Genomic DNA, 15,516 nt, shown 5'->3' on the forward strand with positions numbered 1-15,516 from the left:
GCAGGAGAGTCCTCCTCGGGGTGGTCATGGCTGACCCTGATTCTCGTTGGTCAGCAGGGGATTCCAGAGACGACGCGCCAGCTCACCGAAACGGGTCGGTTCGGATTCGACTCCCGGCAGCGCGGGCGCGGCGGCCTCGGTCAGCTGATCGAACCGCGGCGACCGGCCCAGAATGTGCCGGAAGTAGCGGTCGGTGTGTTCACCGAAGCGATCGTCGAAGTCCTGGCTCGCCGCATGCAGCGCGTCCTCGGGCGACGCGCCCGCGAGACGGCGCTCGGCATAGGTGGCCGACGCCGACGGCGCGATCGGCAGAGGTTCGGTGAGGCCCTCGTCGCGCAACAACGCCAGTTCCCGCAACAGACCCCGCGCCAGGGGGGCGGGCGGCGCGGTGAGCGTCGACTGCCAGGCCGGACGATGGTGCTTCCCGCGCCCGATGGTGATGGCGCGCCACGACTGATGGGCGCCGGTGGCGGCCAGCGCCAGCAGGCGAATCCAGGCCGCCATCCGATGCTTCGGGGCCAACCGCGAGAACGTCGTGCGCAGCAGCGCGTCGTCGTGGACGTCGGGCACGGTGCCGGTCAGACGACGCCCGTCACCCAGATCCACCGCGATATCGATGGTGCGCGACGGGATCTCGTGCAACGGACGCGCCACCCGCACCAGCTGGTCGACGGTCCCCTCGACCTCGTCGAGCACGGCCGCGCCCATCCCGAACGGCGGCAGCGTCCCACGCCGCCACTCCGCGGCCCGCAACACCGTGGGATCCACGCCGGTGAGCCGCGCCGACAGCATGCGCTCGCCCATATTCCACTTGGTCAGCCCGTCGAGTTCGATGGGGAGCCGGTCGGCGATCTCCTCCTCGTCCTCGGGCACGCGAATTCCCAAGCGCTGCCACAGGAATGCCCGCACCGGATGCTCGGCGAAGGACACCAGATCGGCCAGCTCCACATCTCCGGGCTCGCGGCCCGGCAGCGTGGTCGGCAGGAACAGTGGCCGCGGCTCCGGTGCACGACCCGCCGCCACCGCACCCGCCAGCGCGACGGTGTCGAAACTGAACGGATTCTCCGGCCGGAAGTTGCGGCGATCGAAGGGCTGCAACGGATGCCGCGTCACCACCTGATCCATCGCCCCCGCGCCGATGTGCGCGCGCACGGTGTCGAGCAGCTCGGCCAGCGGGATCGCGGGCGGTCGGTGCGCGCCGGAGACCGGATCGGATCCGGTGTGCAGCAACACCAGTCGCTCCCCCGCCGCCATGATGGCGTCCAGCAGCAGCTGCCGGTCCTCGCTGCGCGGATCCCGATCTCCCGGGCATCGGTGCCGTGCCAGCACATCGTCCCCGTCCACGCCGCCCGCGCGCGGGAACACCTCGTCGTCGAGACCCAGCAGCACCACCACCCGGTGCGGCACCGACCGCATCGGCACCATGGTGCACACCGTGAGCTCCCCGGTGCGGAAGTTGGCGCGCGAGGGCCGACCGGCCAGCCGCGCCGTGAGCAGCGCGCCGATATCACTGAGCCGCAAGGGAACCGAACCGGCCGGTTCCAGCGCCGTCGCCAGTTCGCGACGCGCCTGCACCGCCATCCAGCCCTGACCCGACGGCACCTCGGTCAGCAGATCCAGGGCGCGCCCCAGCACCGCGGCCCATTCCGACGCGGGCCGCGCGCTGCCCGCGGGCTCGTCCAGGGTGGAGCCGCGCAGGTCGCGCAGGCACACCGCGAGCCGGTCCACGAATTCGGCGAACCGGCCGCCCAGGTCGATGTCATTGCTGTCCACGTCGTCCAGCGGCAGCACCAGATCCAGCCAGTCCTCACTGGATTCGCCCGCCGCGACCCCGAGCAGGATCCGGTCGACCGCCGCATTGAGCGTGTTCTGCGGGAAGTCGCCCAGCCCGAACGCCTGCCGCTGCCGCTGCCCGATCCCCCAGCGCGCCCCGGTCTCGGCCGCCCATTCCCGCAGCCGCTCGATATCGTCGTCGTCGAATCCGCAGCGCACCCGAACCGGTTCGGTCGCACACAGATCCAGCGCCTCGGTCACGGTGACGCGGCCGTCGGCCAGCTCCAGCAGCGTGCCCACCACATCCAGCACCGGATTGACCGCGCGCTGGGCGCGATCGGCCAGCCGCACCCGCAGCCCGTGCGCGGGATGCCCCGGCTCGGCCCCGTCGAGGGACCACTGCCCGAACGCCGCCCGCACCAGCGGCGCGTAGCTCTCCACGTCGGGGCACAGCACGATGACGTCGCGCGGTTCCAGCGTCGGATCGGCGGCGAACACGCTCAGCAGCGCGTCACGCAACACCTCCACCTGCCGCGACGGCCCGTGGCAGGAGTGCACGGTGACCGTCCCATCCACCAGGCCCGGGTCGGGCATGAGCGACCAGCGGTCCTGACGCACCGCGGCCTGCAGCTCCGACAGCAGCGTGCGCGGCCCGATCTCGTCCGGTCCCGGGTGATAGGTGTCGATGTGGTCGTAGCCCGCCAGCCGCTCCTGCAGCTCCCGCACATCCCGGCCCAGCGCCGCGAGCAGCGGATGCCGGACGCGCACATCGGAATTCGGGATCACCTCGGCGTCGGCGAGCTTGGTCCACAGCGCCGGGCTGGGGTGCACCAACCACAGGTGCACCTGCCGACCGGTCGACAGCGCCGACAGCACCTCCAGCTGATCGGTGGTCAGCCGTGTCACTCCGAACAGCGAAATCCGTTCCGGCACCGAGACGATCGACGGCTCGGCCCGCAGCCGGGCGCACGCCGCCGCCAGCCGCTCGGCGGGACTGGGCACCCCGACCACGCCGCGCACCCGCCGCCACAGCATCGCCTGCCACACCAGATCCGCCGGGAGCGCGTGCCCCGCGCCGTCGGTGTCGCCGCCCGCGGCCCACTCGGTGATCATGGCCGGGCGCTGGGTGCCGTAGCTGTCGAACAGCGCCGCGATCCGCGCCGCCGTCGCGTACCGGCGTCCCACCCGGTACCCGCCCGCGTCGCCGTGGCCGAGGTGGCGCGCGAGCACCGCGCTCCAGGGTTCGGACAGCACGTCGTCGAGGACCGGCAACAAGGTCCAGACCAGTCGCTCCGGCGACCACGGATCCTGCTCCGGATCCACTCCCGTCGCCTCGGCGAGGACCGCCGACACCAGCGCCGCCGGATCCGCGAAGTCGATATTGGCCGAGATCCCGTCGGTACCGAGCCCACCAGCCGCACCGGGGTCGGGGTCACCACCCGCGCCGAGTACCGTGGCCAGCCGCTGCGTGAGCCAGCGCTCGATCCCCTTGGCGGGAACCGCGACGACTTCCGGGGTGAACGGATCGCCGAGCGGTTCGATCAGCAGCCCGGCGAGCGCGTCGGCGAGCGTGTCCGCTCGTTCCGCCCGGTGAATGTGCACGACCTGTGTTTATACAGTCGGCGAACGACATGCAAACACCGAGCTGCGCGGCTCGCCGGGTGACACCTGCCACATGCCGGATATTTGCTAGGGCGCGTCACTGCGAAATTCGAGTGTGGTATGCGACAGTGCCTTTCGGGGTGGTTCTCAATTCTCGCTGAAAGGCTGGTCCGCGTACATGTCTGCGTCGGTGATTCCCCTGGTGCCCAGAACCGGGTTCACGGTGCGACGGGTGGGAGAGCGCTGGGAGCTGGTCAACTCCCGACATTACGGACGCGGCGTGGTGCTGCAGTCCTGGCCGCGGGACCGCCACACCGAGGCCTTCGAGCACTGCTACCGGCTCAATGGCCGCGGAATCGAAGAGCTACGGGCGGCTTTCCGCTGATCCGGACGAAACTCGCGAGCCGTACACGAAAATCCGTGTGACAGTGTCGATTCGATAACAGACAACCCGATCACCTGCAAGACGTGCGAATCGGGCATTGTCCCCTCTATTGTGATCCCTCGTGCGTTCCCCCAAGGCCCGGCGCGTGGCCTCCTCCGCTTGTGTCCTCGCGGCCGCTGCCCTGATTCCGGCCGCGCCCGTCCTCATTCCCGTCGCCGGCGCGGTCCCCGCGCACACACAGGGCCCGATCGCGGGATTCGACGCGGATATGAGCAGACGCATCGCCGCGGTCGACGACTATCTCGCCACCCGCCCCGGCGTCACCGGTTATGTGATGCGCGACCGTGTCACCGGCGGCATTTACCGGAATGGCAACGCGGACACCAACTTCTGGACCGCGTCCACCATCAAGCTGGCGATCGCGGAGGATCTGCTGAATCGCGCCCGGGTCGGCGCCATCACGCTCGGTCCCGACGACCGCGCGCTCATGGAGTCGATGCTGGCAACCTCCAACGACAATGCCGCCGACATCCTGTGGAACAAGTTCGCCGGCTTCGACCGCATGGCGTTCAACAACGCCTTCCGGGCCAACGGCATGGTCGGGCTGGTCCCGCTGCCGCCGACCACCTCGATCGAGCAGATCAAGCTGTTTCCGGACTGGGGCTTCCAGCAGTGCTCGCCCGCCGACCTGGATCGGCTGATGGACAACATCCTCACCCGCATGCACCCCGACGACCGCGCATACCTGCTCGACCGCATGCGCCGGGTCGACACCAACCAGCACTGGGGCGTGTGGGGCGCGGGCGCGGCCATGAACCCGGGTCTGAAGAACGGCTGGTCCGACGAGCAGGGCGGCTGGGTGGTCAACTCGGTCGGCTTCGCCGGTCCCGGTGAGCGCTACACCCTGGCGATCATGACCGAGCAGGGCAACCAGGGCGGCTACCTCGAAGGCTCCGAAACCACCACGCGCGTGGCGCAATTGCTCTTCCAGGGGCGCTGAGCCACCTCACCCGATCACGAGCGCGGGCGGCCTTCGCGGCCGCCCGCCACGGGCCTCACGCCAATCCGCACTGAACGACCGTCCATATTGTATTTTCGAGTGAGCTGTCTGGAAGGTCTGTTTTCGGTCGGTCCTGATTGGGCTGCGCTACTCACACTGCATTACCGTTGTGCGTGAGTTGTCGTAGTTTCACCGTCTGGCGAGGAGCAGGAACTAGATGAACGCCGAGAATTCCGTCGCACAGCGCCATCGGGTGGTGGTGATCGGGTCCGGGTTCGGTGGACTGTTCGCCTGCAAGCACCTGCGCAAGGCCGACGTCGACATCACACTCATCTCCAAGACGTCCACGCACCTGTTCCAGCCGCTGCTGTACCAGGTCGCGACCGGCATCCTGTCCGTCGGCGAGATCGCCCCGGCCACCCGCATCGTGCTGCGCAAGCAGCAGAACACGCAGGTGATCATGGGCGAGGTCACCGATATCGACCTCGAGGGCGGCACCGTCACCTCGCGCCTGCTCAACCGGGACTACGTCACCCCCTTCGACAGCCTCATCGTGGCCGCGGGCGCGCAGCAGTCGTACTTCGGCAACGACCACTTCGCCACCTACGCCCCGGGCATGAAGACCATCGACGACGCCCTCGAACTGCGCGCGCGCATTCTGGGCTCCTTCGAGGAGGCCGAACTGGCCACCGACCAGGAGACCCGCGACCGGTTCATGACCTTCGTGGTGGTCGGCGCCGGCCCCACCGGCGTCGAGCTGGCCGGGCAGATCGCCGAACTCGCCGACCGCACCCTGGACGGCACCTTCCGCAATATCGACACCCGCGACGCACGCGTCATCCTGGTCGAGGGCGCGGGCGCGGTGCTCGCCCCGATGGGCCCCAAGCTGGGCGCCAAGGCGCACAAGCGGCTCGAGAAGATGGGCGTGGAGATCCAGCTCAACGCCATCGTCACCAACGTCGACGCGCGCGGGGTCACCGTCAAGGACAAGGACGGCTCCGAGCGCCGCATCGAATCCGCCTGCAAGGTGTGGTCGGCGGGCGTGCAGGCCAGCGGCCTGGGCAAGATCCTCGCCGACAAGTCCAAGGGCACCGAGGTGGACCGGGCCGGGCGCGTCATCGTCGAACCGGACCTCACCATCAAGGGCTACCCGAACGTGTTCGTGGTCGGCGACCTGATGTCGGTGCCGGGCGTGCCCGGGCAGGCCCAGGGCGCGATCCAGGGCGGCACCTACGCCGCCAAGGCCATCAAGGCCGAGACCGAGGGCAAGCAGAAGGTCGAGGACCGCAAGCCCTTCAAGTACTTCGACAAGGGCTCGATGGCCACGGTGTCGCGGTTCAGCGCGGTCTGCCAGGTGGGCAAGCTGGAGTTCAGCGGCTTCTTCGCGTGGCTGGCCTGGCTGGGTCTGCACCTGTGGTACCTGGTCGGCTTCCGCAGCCGGTTCGTCACGGTGCTGGAGTGGTTCGTGTCGTTCCTGGGCCGCCACCGCGGTCAGATGGCGGCCACCGAGCAGTGGGTGTTCGCGCGGCTCGCGCTCGAGGCGCTCGACGATCCCGCCGAGGCACTGGAATTGGCCAAACAGATCGGCGCGGCCGAAAACGCTTCCGGCAACGGCAAATCCGTCGCGAATTCCGAATCGGCGAAATCCACCGAACAGCGCGCGGGCTGACAGCCCGGCCCGGCCGTCCTTACGAATGAGGGGCTGATTGGGCGGCGTGTCCAGACCAATCCGGGCACCAGCCGGATCCGAATGTTCGACGTCTGTCGATATTCGGAAGAAAGGTCATTCATGGGCAAACGCCAACCGGTCGATACTGTTTCGCCGCCGCGACGGCGCCTGGGCACACTGGCGGTCGCGGGCGCGCTGCCGCTGGTCGCCGCCCTCGCCGCCGCCGGAACCAGTGCGGCGGAACCGGTTTCGCCCGACGATACCCACCCGGCGGTGGTCGACAACCAGCCCGGCGCCATGCTGCCGGACGGCACCGACACCCAGCCGGGCGTGGTCATCGACACCCCGTTCGGCAAGCTGGCCGTGCCGTTGCCGCAGGCCATGGCCACGGCGCGCACACCTATCTGGCCGCCACCGCAGCCGAGGTCGCCCCGGATGAGCTGATCGAGCCCGCCGCCGAGGTCGTCCTCCCCGTGCGGGTCCGCCACCACCGGCGTTCGGGCAGTGTCATCGGCGCGGTGGCGGCCACGCCGTTCGCACCGGCGGGCTGGGTCTTCGGCCCGGCCGCGGGCGCGAGCCTGATCGCGATGCCGACGGCGACTGTCGGGGCCGTGATCGGCGGCGCCGTCGGCGCGGTCAACGGCTACCTGGCTCCGGCCACCCCGGGCGCCGTTATGGACCGGGCGACCGGTGACGACGACACCACCACGGTGGACGCGCCGGGCGCCGAAGAGGCGTCCGTTCAGGAGTGATCGCCGAGCTAGCGAGGCCGGAATCCGTTACCAGGGATTCCGGCCTCTTGCCTCGTCGAAACCCGCTCAATCCGCTAATTTTCGGTTATCGCAAGGATTTTCGGCCGTCCCTTTCCTCACCAATCCAGGTGGTCGGCGGGTTCGAATGTCGGTCGTCCTGATGTTCCCCCTGTCCAGAAAGGTCATGTATGGCCGCAGGTAAGCACCGAGCGCTCAACCCGCACCGGAACAAGGTCGGCAACGTGGTGGCGGCGGGTGCGGTCCCGCTAGTCATGGCGATCGTCGGATCCGGTGCCGCCAACGCCGCCCCGTCCGAGGTCGCTCCGGTGGCGCAGCGTGACGACGCGCCCAGGGCCCAGTGGCCGGCCGCGGCCTCCCCGAATGTGAATCCCTATGAGGGCCTGCACATTCCGAATGACACCAAGAGCTCCCTCCAGCTCGGCGCCGCCGTCGGCGCGTTCAACGGATTCAACGCACCGCCCCGCGTCGTCGGGGCCTGATCCCTCCCCGACGAGGCCGCTTTGACCAGGTAGATGTGCGCACGCGGCGGAAACCAGCGGTGATGTCGGTTCCCGCCGTGAACGCGGCCCGCCGTGACCCGAAGGCTCCGCGGCGGATCGAAGTTCGTGCGCGACAGCCGTTTCCGATACGCCGGTCAGGCCGTCAGCAGCCGACCGGTCCGCGTGAACAGCGTGCCACCGGCGGCCAGTGGCAGCAGCGCCTGATCCAGGCCCGCCGTATCGGCCGGGCGATCGTCGGGATAGGTGAGCACGCTCTCCAGTGCCCGCGGCCCCGACAGCGCGTCATCGGTTATCGCCTCGGAACCCAGTTCCAGTCGGTGCCGCAGCAGCGGAATCGCACCGACATCCGCGATCAATTCCCCGGTCCAGTGACCGTGGTCCTCCCCCGCGCGGCCGATCTGCACCCGTTCCCGAAGTCGCAGCCGCGCACCGTCTTCCAGGCGCACCGTGGTGAACGTGTCGTGTTCCGCGCCGCCCGCGACCACGGTCGGTTCCGGATCGAAGTCCAGGTCTCCGCCCGCGGCCACCTCGAAACGCCAGTGCGCCACCGACTTCCGGGTCTCGCGGCCCGGCAGCGCGATGGTCGCGGCCACCGACCGCACCCGCAGCCGCGCGCCCGCGCCCACCGTGATCGTGATGTCCAGGACGTCGCCGCCCAGCGGTGTGGCGGCGGTGCCGATCAGGTGCACCGTGTCCGGGCCCGTGTGCCGCGCCGCCAGGCCGCCGACCGCGTGGATGCGCGGCAGCGTCCCGGCGGACGCGGTGATGCGGAGCTCAGTGCGAATGGGCACCGCCCGCGGTGAGCGAATGGGCACCGCCCGCATCCTGTTCGGCGGCCAGCCGCAGCTGCTCGCGCACCCACGCCAGCACCGGCGTCGCGGCCGGGTCCTCGGTGAGGGAGGTGAACACGAACGGGCGGCCCTCGCGCACGGTCGTCGAATCACGTTCCATGACCGACAGATCCGCGCCGACCATCGGGGCCAGATCGGTCTTGTTGATGACCAATAGATCCGACCAGGTCACACCCGGGCCGCCCTTGCGCGGCACCTTGTCGCCGCCGGCCACGTCCACCACGAAGATCTGGGCATCGATCAGGCCGGAGGAGAAGGTGGCGGTCAGGTTGTCGCCGCCGGATTCCACCAGGATCAGATCCAGCGGCGGGTTGGCCTCGATCAGGTCGTCGATGGCGTCGAGGTTGGCGGTGATGTCGTCCCGGATGGCGGTGTGCGGGCAGCCGCCGGTCTGCACGGCGGTGATGCGCTCGTCCGGCAGCACCGCGTTGCGCCGCAGGAAGTCGGCGTCCTCGGTGGTGTAGATGTCGTTGGTCAGGACGGCCAGCGACAGCTCGTCGCGCAGCTGCCGGCACAGGGCCGCGGTCAGCGCGGTCTTGCCCGATCCGACCGGACCGCCGATCCCGATCCGCACCGGTTCCCCGGGCGTGCGCTCCCGCTTGGGCCGGTCGTGACTGTGATCGTGCGGTTCCCCGTCGATGAGGTGAGGTGGCATGTGCGCTCCTTTCACCCCCATCCTGACCCAGTCACGTAAACCGGGTGTTACCTGGCCTGTGACCGGCTACGACGCGAACAGCGGCATGTCCCGGCGGGGGTGTCGTTCGGCGAGCACGTCCTGCAGCGGGTCGGACAGCGCGGCCAGCGATTCGGTGGCGGCGCGGGCGGTGGCGTCGCACACCGGGGCGAGGCGGATGGTGCAGGCGGCGACGGCGGCCGGATCGAGGGCGAGCAGGCGCTGTGCGGCGGTGGCCGCCCCGGTCATGGTGGTGTAGACGGTGACGGCCGCGATGTCCGCCGGGGTGGCCTCGCACACCGTGCCCACCACGCCGAACACGGTGGACAGATGGGGACGGGTGCCGAGCGCGCGCCACTCGGCGTGCGGCCAGACCTGTTTGGCCAGCCGCAGCAGGCCACGGCCCTGGGCGCGAGAGGCGGTGCGGGCGGCCGGGGACGGGGTGCGCGCGTCGGCCTCGAGTTCGGCGCGCCGCGGGTCGAGGGTGCCCGCGCAGACGGCCGCGGCCAGCGAGGCCGCCACCAGCCCCGAGGTGCGGATGCGGCGGCGCAGGAACAGTTCCACGCTGGGCACGTCGCGCAGCAGCCCGGAGGCGATGGCCTCCTCGACGCCGCCGGAGTGCACGTGCCCGCCGATCGGCAGCCGGGAGTCGGCGAGGGTCAGCAGGGTGGCCAGGCTCATCGGCGCACGTCCGGGTGTCGCATGGGTCGATCCTAAGCGGCACCCGGAGCGGCGGTGTCGACTAGGTGAGCAGGCAGGGCATGGCCGCCGAGATGCTCTGCAGCGCACAGGTGATGGAGTTGGACAGCCCGGCCGAGCCGGTCATCGGCACCAGCCCGGCGACCGGGGCGGCGCCGGTGTCGGTGACGGGCACCAACTCGACCGGGGCGGCCATGGCCGGGGCGGCGCCGATGCCGGAGGCGATGGCGGCGACGGCAAAGGCTTTCAGTGCAACGTTTTTCATGAATTTCCCTTTCTCACACAGCATCCTCACCGGATGTGATCGCAGCGAGACTAACCCACGTTCCACAGGTGTGAACGGTGTTTGTTTCAAAATGCGTGACTTGACCTGAACAATAGTTGAGGTCGCAGACTGGGCGGGCAGAACGTCAACGAGGTAGAGGAGTCGCCGTGCACGCCATCCGTCTTCACGAGTTCGGGCCCGCCGAGAACCTGCGGTACGAGACCGTCGCGGACCCCGAACCCGGGGCCGGGCAGGTCCGGATCGCGGTCCGCGCGGCGGGGGTGCACTTGCTGGACACCTCGATGCGGCAGGGCGTGGCGGGCGGCCCGCTGCCCTTGCCCGAGCTGCCGACGATTCCGGGCCGCGAGATCGCCGGGACCGTGGACCGGGTCGGGCCCGGCATCGACGAAAGCTGGCTCGGGCGCGCGGTTGTCGCCCACATCGGGCAGGCGCCGGGAGGTTACGCCGAGCTCGTGGTCACCGAAGCCGAACGGCTGCACCCGATTCCGGACGGCCTCGACGCGGCATCGGCGGTAGCCATGATCGGCACCGGCCGGACCACACTGGGCATTCTGAGTTTCGCGGAGGTGGGCCCGGAGACCGTGGCCCTGGTTCCGGCCGCGGCGGGCGGCATCGGCACCCTGCTGGTGCAGTATCTGGTGGCGGCGGGCGCGACCGTCATCGGGCTCGCGGGCGGGCCGGTGAAGACCGATCAGGTGTACGAGAACGGCGCGGATCTCGCGCTGGACTATCTCGATCCGTCCTGGCCCGAGGCCGTGCGCGCCAAATACGGGGAGCGGCCCGCGACCCTGCTGTTCGACGGGATCGGCGGCGAGATCGCGCGCACCGCGGTCGATCTGCTCGCCGACGGCGGCGTGCGCCTGGTGTTCGGCTGGTCCGGCGGGGAAGTGAAACTCGACGAGCAGGCCTTGGCCGCGCGCGGCATCACCTCGCAGGTGACGCTCGGTCCGCCGATGCTGCAGCGCGGAGGCGGCTTGCGCGCCTTGGAGACTCGCGCGCTGGCCGAGGCCGCGGCGGGCCGGCTGCGTCCGGCCGTGCGGTCCTTCCCGCTCGCCGAGGCGGCGGCCGCGCACCACGCCCTGGAGACTCGCGCGACCACCGGCAAAGTGGTACTAGCGCCCTGACCGCCGCCCGAGGCCGCGTTCCATGAACCGTTGCGCGGCCCCGCGTCGCAGATCCGTCCAGGCCTGCACCGGGCCGGTCCACCACGGCGAGATCTCGAGGGGCCGCGCGACCACGGCGTGACAGACCAGGTCGGCCGCCTCGTCGGCGGTCAGCCCGGGCACTCCCGAGAAGTCGGTGGGCGCGCTCATGCGGGTGTGCACCAGCGGCATGTACACCGAGGTGGTGGTGACGCCGTCGGCGGCGATCTCGGTGGCCACCGTCCGCAGCCAGATGTCGAACGCGCCCTTCGAGGCGCCATAGGCCGCCCAGCGCGGCGCGGGCGGCATGCGCAGACCCCAGGTGGAGATGTTCACGATGTGCCCGCGGCCGCGTTCGCGCATACCGGGCAGCAGGGTCAGCAGCAGCCGCACCGGGCCCAGATAGTTGACGTCCATGGTGCGGGTGAAATCGTGGAAGCGGTCATAGGATTGGTCGATCGGGCGGCGGATCGAGCGGCCCGCGTTGTTGATCACCACATCCACCCGGCCGTGTTCGGCCAGCACCCGGCGGCCCAGCTCTTCGACGGCGTCGAATTCGGTGATGTCGGACTGGTAGACGTGCGCGATCCCACCCGCGGCGGTGATCTCGGCGGCCACGTCCTCGAGGTCCTCGCGCGACCGCGCGACCAGCAGGACCGTCGCACCCGCGGCGGCCAGCTTCCGGGCCGCCGCCTTGCCGATGCCGTGTGAGGCCCCGGTCACCAGGATCACGGTGCCCGACACCGCCTCGCGCAGGGCTTTCGCGCGCGGCCGGGAGGTCGGGTAGAAGATTCTGGTCGCCACGCGTTCGGCCAGCGGTCGGCCGTTCGGCCCGGCCGGCTGGTTCGGGGCGTCGTGCTCAGCCACGTTTCCGAGCCTAACCGCCGGACCGGCATGTGATCGCGAATGAGTGGAAATACCCTGGCCGCAATGCGGATTCCTGCACCAGGATGAGGACGATATCCCGGGGGAAGGAAACCGATGACGACCACTCGAACACCGGAGCGGCCGACGCCGGAACAGGTGACATTCTGGGGCTGGTGCGCCCGCGCGGTGGTGCTGGTGGTGTTCGTGCCGCCGCGGCTGCTGTGGGAGGGGATCACCCGCGTGCCGCGGCTGATCGCGGCGGCGTTCCGGCTGTTCGCCGACCATCTCGCGAAGCCGCTCGCGATCCTGTTCCGGGACTGGGTGTTCCGGCCGCTGCGCGATTTCGTGCGCAACTACCTGTGGCATCTGCTGATCCAGCAACTGTTGTTCGGCATGGTGCTCACGCCGATCGGGGCGTTCCTGCTCGCGTACTTCCTGCGCCCGATCCAGCGCGCTATCGAGGAATGGCTGTGGCGAAGAGTGCTGAAGCCCGGCATCCCGTGGCTGTTCCGCACGATCGTGAACCCCCTGGTGGAGGGCATCGTGCGGGCTGTGACCACGACCTGGAAATGGCTTGTCGCCATACCACTCTCAGCACTGTGGCGGTATGTGGTGCGCCCCGGCGGCCGCTGGCTGGTGACCGCCGTCATCGAGCCGCTGGTCGAATGGCTGATCGTGTGGCCCGCGAAGCAGCTGTGGCGCTGGGTGCTGCGCCCTCTCGTCTACGCGGTCATCGCGGTGATCGTGTTCGGCTGGCGGGTGGCCACCGCCGTCGTCGCGGTCACGGTGGTCGCGCCGTGCCGATGGCTGCATCGCACGGTGCTGCGTCCACTGTTCGCGGCCGTCGCCCGGGCGTGGCGAGCCCTCGCCGACCCGGTGCGCCGGCTGTATCAGCGGGTGATCATGCCCTGGCGCGCCCGGATCACCGAGGTGTGGACCGGTCTGTTCGGCTAGTGCGAAGCGGCTTTCACCGCAGCCTCTTTCGCGGGTGTCCCGGTCCTGGCGAAGAACGCGATCGCCGCCATCGCGGCCAGCAGGACCGCGCCGGCGGTGGTGGCGACGTGCATGCCGGTCACGAACGACTCGCGCGCCGAATCGATCAGGGCGGTATCGTCCCCCGCCTCGGCGACGGTCTCCCCCAGCGTGGACCCGAAGTTCCCGCCGGACCGGAACACCAGCGCGGCCAGCGAACCCAGGAGCGCCAGGCCCAGGCCATTGCCCAGCTCGAAGCTGGTCTCAGAGATTCCGACCGCGGAACCGGCCCGCTCCGGCGGCACCGAGGACACCGCCACCTCCGACACCAGGGTGAAGGCGATGCCGAAGCCCGCGCCCGCGACCACGGATCCGGCCACGTACCAGCCGATTCCGCCGTTCACGCCGACCCCGAGCAGCATCAGGTTGCCCAGCGCGGCCAGGCCCAAGGCGAGCACGAAGGTGGTCTTGGTGCCGAACACGCGCCCGATCCGCGCGCCGCTCATGGAGAACACGAACACCACGACCGCGCCCGGAATCCCGAGCAGCGCCGCGGCCAGCGGGTCGCGGCCGGTCACCGACTGCAGATACACGCTGGTCAGGTAGCTCATCCCGGCCAGGGCGAGCATGCCGACCGTGCTGGAGCCGATGGCCACCGAGAACAGTCCGCGACGGAACAGGCTCAGATCCAGGAGCGGTTCCTCCAGGTGGCGCTGACGACGGACGAACGCGGTCAGCAGCAGTGCGCCGACGATGCCGATGCCCACCGCGGGCAGGTCGAAGCCCTCGGCCGCCAAGCGCTTGATGGCGTACACGATCGGCAGGATGCCGCCGATCGACAGCAGCACGCTCACCCAGTCGAGGGGGCCGCGCGCGCTGGCGCGGTGTTCGGGGAGCAGCAGCGGCCCGAAGACCAGCAGCACCAGCAGGACCGGAGCGTTGATGAGGAAGACCGAGCCCCACCAGAAGTGGTGCAGCAGCACGCCGCCGATGATCGGCCCGACCGCGGAGCCGCCCGCGAAGAACGCCGTCCACACGCCGATCGCGGTGGCGCGGGAGCGGTCCTCGGGGAACAGGGTGGAGATCAGCGCCAGCGAGGAGGGCAGCAGTGTCGCGCCGCCCAATCCCATGAGCGCCCGCGCCGCGATGAGCACGCCCGCGCTGGGGGCGAAAGCGGCCAGCGCCGAGGCGATTCCGAAGACGGTGGCCCCGGCCAGCAGGATATTGCGTCGCCCGATGCGATCGCCGAGGTTGCCCATGGTGATGAGCAGGCCGGCGATCATGAAGCCGTAGATGTCGAGGATCCAGAGCTGTTGGGTCGCCGACGGATCCAGGCTCTGGGTCAGGGTGGGCATGGCCAGGTAGAGCACCGACATGTCCATCGACACCAGCAGGACCGGGAGCAGCAGGACGGCCAGGCCCGCCCAGGCACGGCGCGGCGTCTTCGCGCCGGGGCGCGCGAGGGTACTCGTCATGACCTATCCTTCGGGCTGCTCGGGGCCCACCGGGCCCTGTCCATGGAACGCGCCCGGGCGTACAACGTACGCTCGAGCGCGGGTACAGTGTACGCACACCCCGCGCCGGAAGGGAACAATTCGTCCGATGACCGAGGCCAAGCTCACCCGGGCCGCCATCGTCGACACCGCCATCGCCCTCGCCGACGAGTCCGGACTCGACGCGCTGTCCATGCGCCGCATCGCCGAGCGGATGAACGCCGGGGCCATGTCGCTCTACCGGCACGTCCCCAACAAGGACACCCTGCTCGCCGCCATGACCGACGAGGTCTCGCGCCGCAATCCCTATCCCCCGGCCGAGGGGCAGGACTGGACCTGGCGCGACCGCGTGCGCATCGCCGCCGAGGTGGATTGGCGGCTCTACCAGGAGCATCCGTGGGTGCTGTTCACCTTCGCGGTGCCGCGCTACAACTTCGGCGAGCACAGCCTGATCGTGCTGAGCTGGCTGGTCGAGGGGTTCGCCGAACTCGGCGTGGGCGCCCGTGAGGCGACCCGGATGTCGCTGTCGGTGTGGAGCTACATCGCGGGCGTGGCGTTGCAAGAGGTCAGCGCCCGGATGCTGCACGGCCGCGACAGCGACGGGGAAGACCGGTCAGGCCTGACCGCGCTGCTCGACGGCGATCCACACTGGCCGGTGCCGCCCGCCCTGGCCGGACTCGAGGGCACCCGCGACACCGCCCTATTGAATCCGGAGCATCTGCTCGACACCGGCCTCACCGCGCTCTGCGACGGCTTCGCGGCCCGCGCCGCGCTCTGACCCACCCCGAAAACCGTTCGGTATCGGGCTCGTTCAACCACCACCGCAAGTAC

At 70.1% G+C, this 15,516-nt stretch carries 16 protein-coding genes; 9 read left to right on the top strand and 7 right to left on the bottom strand.

The features are described 5' to 3' along the window. Positions 1-24 precede the first annotated feature (24 nt). The gene (recC, locus tag ABZ412_RS06795) at positions 25-3,375 is read right to left on the bottom strand and encodes an exodeoxyribonuclease V subunit gamma (RefSeq protein WP_357277241.1); all 3,351 of its coding nucleotides are present in this window, start codon (positions 3,373-3,375) and stop codon (positions 25-27) included. Between the two features lie 178 nt (positions 3,376-3,553). Here recC and ABZ412_RS06800 point away from each other — a divergent pair, with 178 nt between their 5' ends. From ABZ412_RS06800 to ABZ412_RS06825, 6 genes are all read left to right on the top strand, one after another. Next, entirely contained in the window at positions 3,554-3,760 is a 207-nt protein-coding gene (locus ABZ412_RS06800) for a hypothetical protein (protein WP_357277243.1), read from the top strand. Between the two features lie 121 nt (positions 3,761-3,881). Then, positions 3,882-4,760, top strand: coding sequence for a tat pathway signal sequence (locus ABZ412_RS06805; protein WP_357277245.1), 879 nt, complete (start codon positions 3,882-3,884; stop codon positions 4,758-4,760). A 217-nt stretch (positions 4,761-4,977) separates the two neighbouring features. Further along, complete coding sequence (locus ABZ412_RS06810; protein WP_357277247.1) at positions 4,978-6,429, top strand: NAD(P)/FAD-dependent oxidoreductase; 1,452 nt, start codon at positions 4,978-4,980, stop codon at positions 6,427-6,429. 120 nt (positions 6,430-6,549) lie between these two features. Next, the gene (locus ABZ412_RS06815) at positions 6,550-6,873 is read left to right on the top strand and encodes a hypothetical protein (RefSeq protein WP_357277249.1); all 324 of its coding nucleotides are present in this window, start codon (positions 6,550-6,552) and stop codon (positions 6,871-6,873) included. A gap of 29 nt (positions 6,874-6,902) precedes the next feature. Next, positions 6,903-7,181 (top strand): hypothetical protein, encoded by a 279-nt coding sequence (locus tag ABZ412_RS06820; RefSeq protein ID WP_357277252.1) that lies wholly within the window; start codon positions 6,903-6,905, stop codon positions 7,179-7,181. A gap of 188 nt (positions 7,182-7,369) precedes the next feature. Beyond that, complete coding sequence (locus tag ABZ412_RS06825) at positions 7,370-7,681, top strand: hypothetical protein (RefSeq protein WP_357277254.1); 312 nt, start codon at positions 7,370-7,372, stop codon at positions 7,679-7,681. Between the two features lie 155 nt (positions 7,682-7,836). Here ABZ412_RS06825 and ABZ412_RS06830 read toward each other — a convergent pair whose 3' ends face one another. The 4 genes from ABZ412_RS06830 to ABZ412_RS06845 form a co-directional block, all read right to left on the bottom strand. Further along, complete coding sequence (locus ABZ412_RS06830) at positions 7,837-8,487, bottom strand: urease accessory protein UreD (protein WP_357278125.1); 651 nt, start codon at positions 8,485-8,487, stop codon at positions 7,837-7,839. Then, positions 8,477-9,208, bottom strand: a complete 732-nt coding sequence (gene ureG, locus ABZ412_RS06835) for an urease accessory protein UreG (RefSeq protein WP_357277257.1) — start codon at positions 9,206-9,208, stop codon at positions 8,477-8,479. Before ureG ends, ABZ412_RS06830 begins: the two co-directional genes overlap by 11 nt. Before the next feature lie 66 nt (positions 9,209-9,274). Next, a complete protein-coding gene (locus ABZ412_RS06840) occupies positions 9,275-9,907 on the bottom strand; it encodes an urease accessory UreF family protein (protein WP_357277259.1) in 633 nt (210 codons plus the stop codon). A 61-nt stretch (positions 9,908-9,968) separates the two neighbouring features. Then, positions 9,969-10,190: a hypothetical protein gene (locus ABZ412_RS06845; RefSeq protein ID WP_357277261.1), complete on the bottom strand. Its 222-nt coding sequence runs from the start codon at positions 10,188-10,190 to the stop codon at positions 9,969-9,971. Positions 10,191-10,357: 167 nt separating this feature from the next. Between ABZ412_RS06845 and ABZ412_RS06850 the strand changes: the two genes are divergently transcribed. Beyond that, positions 10,358-11,335 (top strand): zinc-binding dehydrogenase, encoded by a 978-nt coding sequence (locus ABZ412_RS06850; RefSeq protein WP_357277263.1) that lies wholly within the window; start codon positions 10,358-10,360, stop codon positions 11,333-11,335. Here ABZ412_RS06850 and ABZ412_RS06855 read toward each other — a convergent pair. Continuing rightward, complete coding sequence (locus tag ABZ412_RS06855; protein WP_357277265.1) at positions 11,324-12,220, bottom strand: SDR family NAD(P)-dependent oxidoreductase; 897 nt, start codon at positions 12,218-12,220, stop codon at positions 11,324-11,326. The two genes, ABZ412_RS06850 and ABZ412_RS06855, sit on opposite strands and share 12 nt — an antisense overlap. 114 nt (positions 12,221-12,334) lie before the next feature. On the opposite strand from ABZ412_RS06855, the gene ABZ412_RS06860 reads away from it, so the two are divergent. Beyond that, complete coding sequence (locus ABZ412_RS06860; protein ID WP_357277267.1) at positions 12,335-13,174, top strand: hypothetical protein; 840 nt, start codon at positions 12,335-12,337, stop codon at positions 13,172-13,174. Here the strand turns inward: ABZ412_RS06860 and ABZ412_RS06865 are convergent. Next, a complete protein-coding gene (locus ABZ412_RS06865) occupies positions 13,171-14,667 on the bottom strand; it encodes an MFS transporter (protein ID WP_357277270.1) in 1,497 nt (498 codons plus the stop codon). The genes ABZ412_RS06860 and ABZ412_RS06865 overlap by 4 nt on opposite strands. 127 nt (positions 14,668-14,794) lie before the next feature. Between ABZ412_RS06865 and ABZ412_RS06870 the strand changes: the two genes are divergently transcribed. Continuing rightward, on the top strand, positions 14,795-15,463 hold the full coding sequence (locus ABZ412_RS06870; RefSeq protein WP_357277272.1) for a TetR/AcrR family transcriptional regulator: 669 nt from the start codon (positions 14,795-14,797) through the stop codon (positions 15,461-15,463). Positions 15,464-15,516: the final 53 nt, after the last annotated feature.

It is taken from the genome of Nocardia sp. NPDC005746, from assembly GCF_040630785.1.
GTDB lineage: Bacteria > Actinomycetota > Actinomycetes > Mycobacteriales > Mycobacteriaceae > Nocardia.

Coding starts and splice junctions, on each gene's coding strand:
- ABZ412_RS06800 (WP_357277243.1), top strand. CDS start 3,554: ATGTCTGCGTCGGTGATTCCCCTGGTGCCCAGAACCGGGTTCACGGTG.
- ABZ412_RS06840 (WP_357277259.1), bottom strand. CDS start 9,907: ATGAGCCTGGCCACCCTGCTGACCCTCGCCGACTCCCGGCTGCCGATC.
- ABZ412_RS06865 (WP_357277270.1), bottom strand. CDS start 14,667: ATGACGAGTACCCTCGCGCGCCCCGGCGCGAAGACGCCGCGCCGTGCC.
- ABZ412_RS06870 (WP_357277272.1), top strand. CDS start 14,795: ATGACCGAGGCCAAGCTCACCCGGGCCGCCATCGTCGACACCGCCATC.
- ABZ412_RS06815 (WP_357277249.1), top strand. CDS start 6,550: ATGGGCAAACGCCAACCGGTCGATACTGTTTCGCCGCCGCGACGGCGC.
- ABZ412_RS06845 (WP_357277261.1), bottom strand. CDS start 10,190: ATGAAAAACGTTGCACTGAAAGCCTTTGCCGTCGCCGCCATCGCCTCC.
- ABZ412_RS06810 (WP_357277247.1), top strand. CDS start 4,978: ATGAACGCCGAGAATTCCGTCGCACAGCGCCATCGGGTGGTGGTGATC.
- ABZ412_RS06825 (WP_357277254.1), top strand. CDS start 7,370: ATGGCCGCAGGTAAGCACCGAGCGCTCAACCCGCACCGGAACAAGGTC.
- ABZ412_RS06860 (WP_357277267.1), top strand. CDS start 12,335: ATGACGACCACTCGAACACCGGAGCGGCCGACGCCGGAACAGGTGACA.
- ureG (WP_357277257.1), bottom strand. CDS start 9,208: ATGCCACCTCACCTCATCGACGGGGAACCGCACGATCACAGTCACGAC.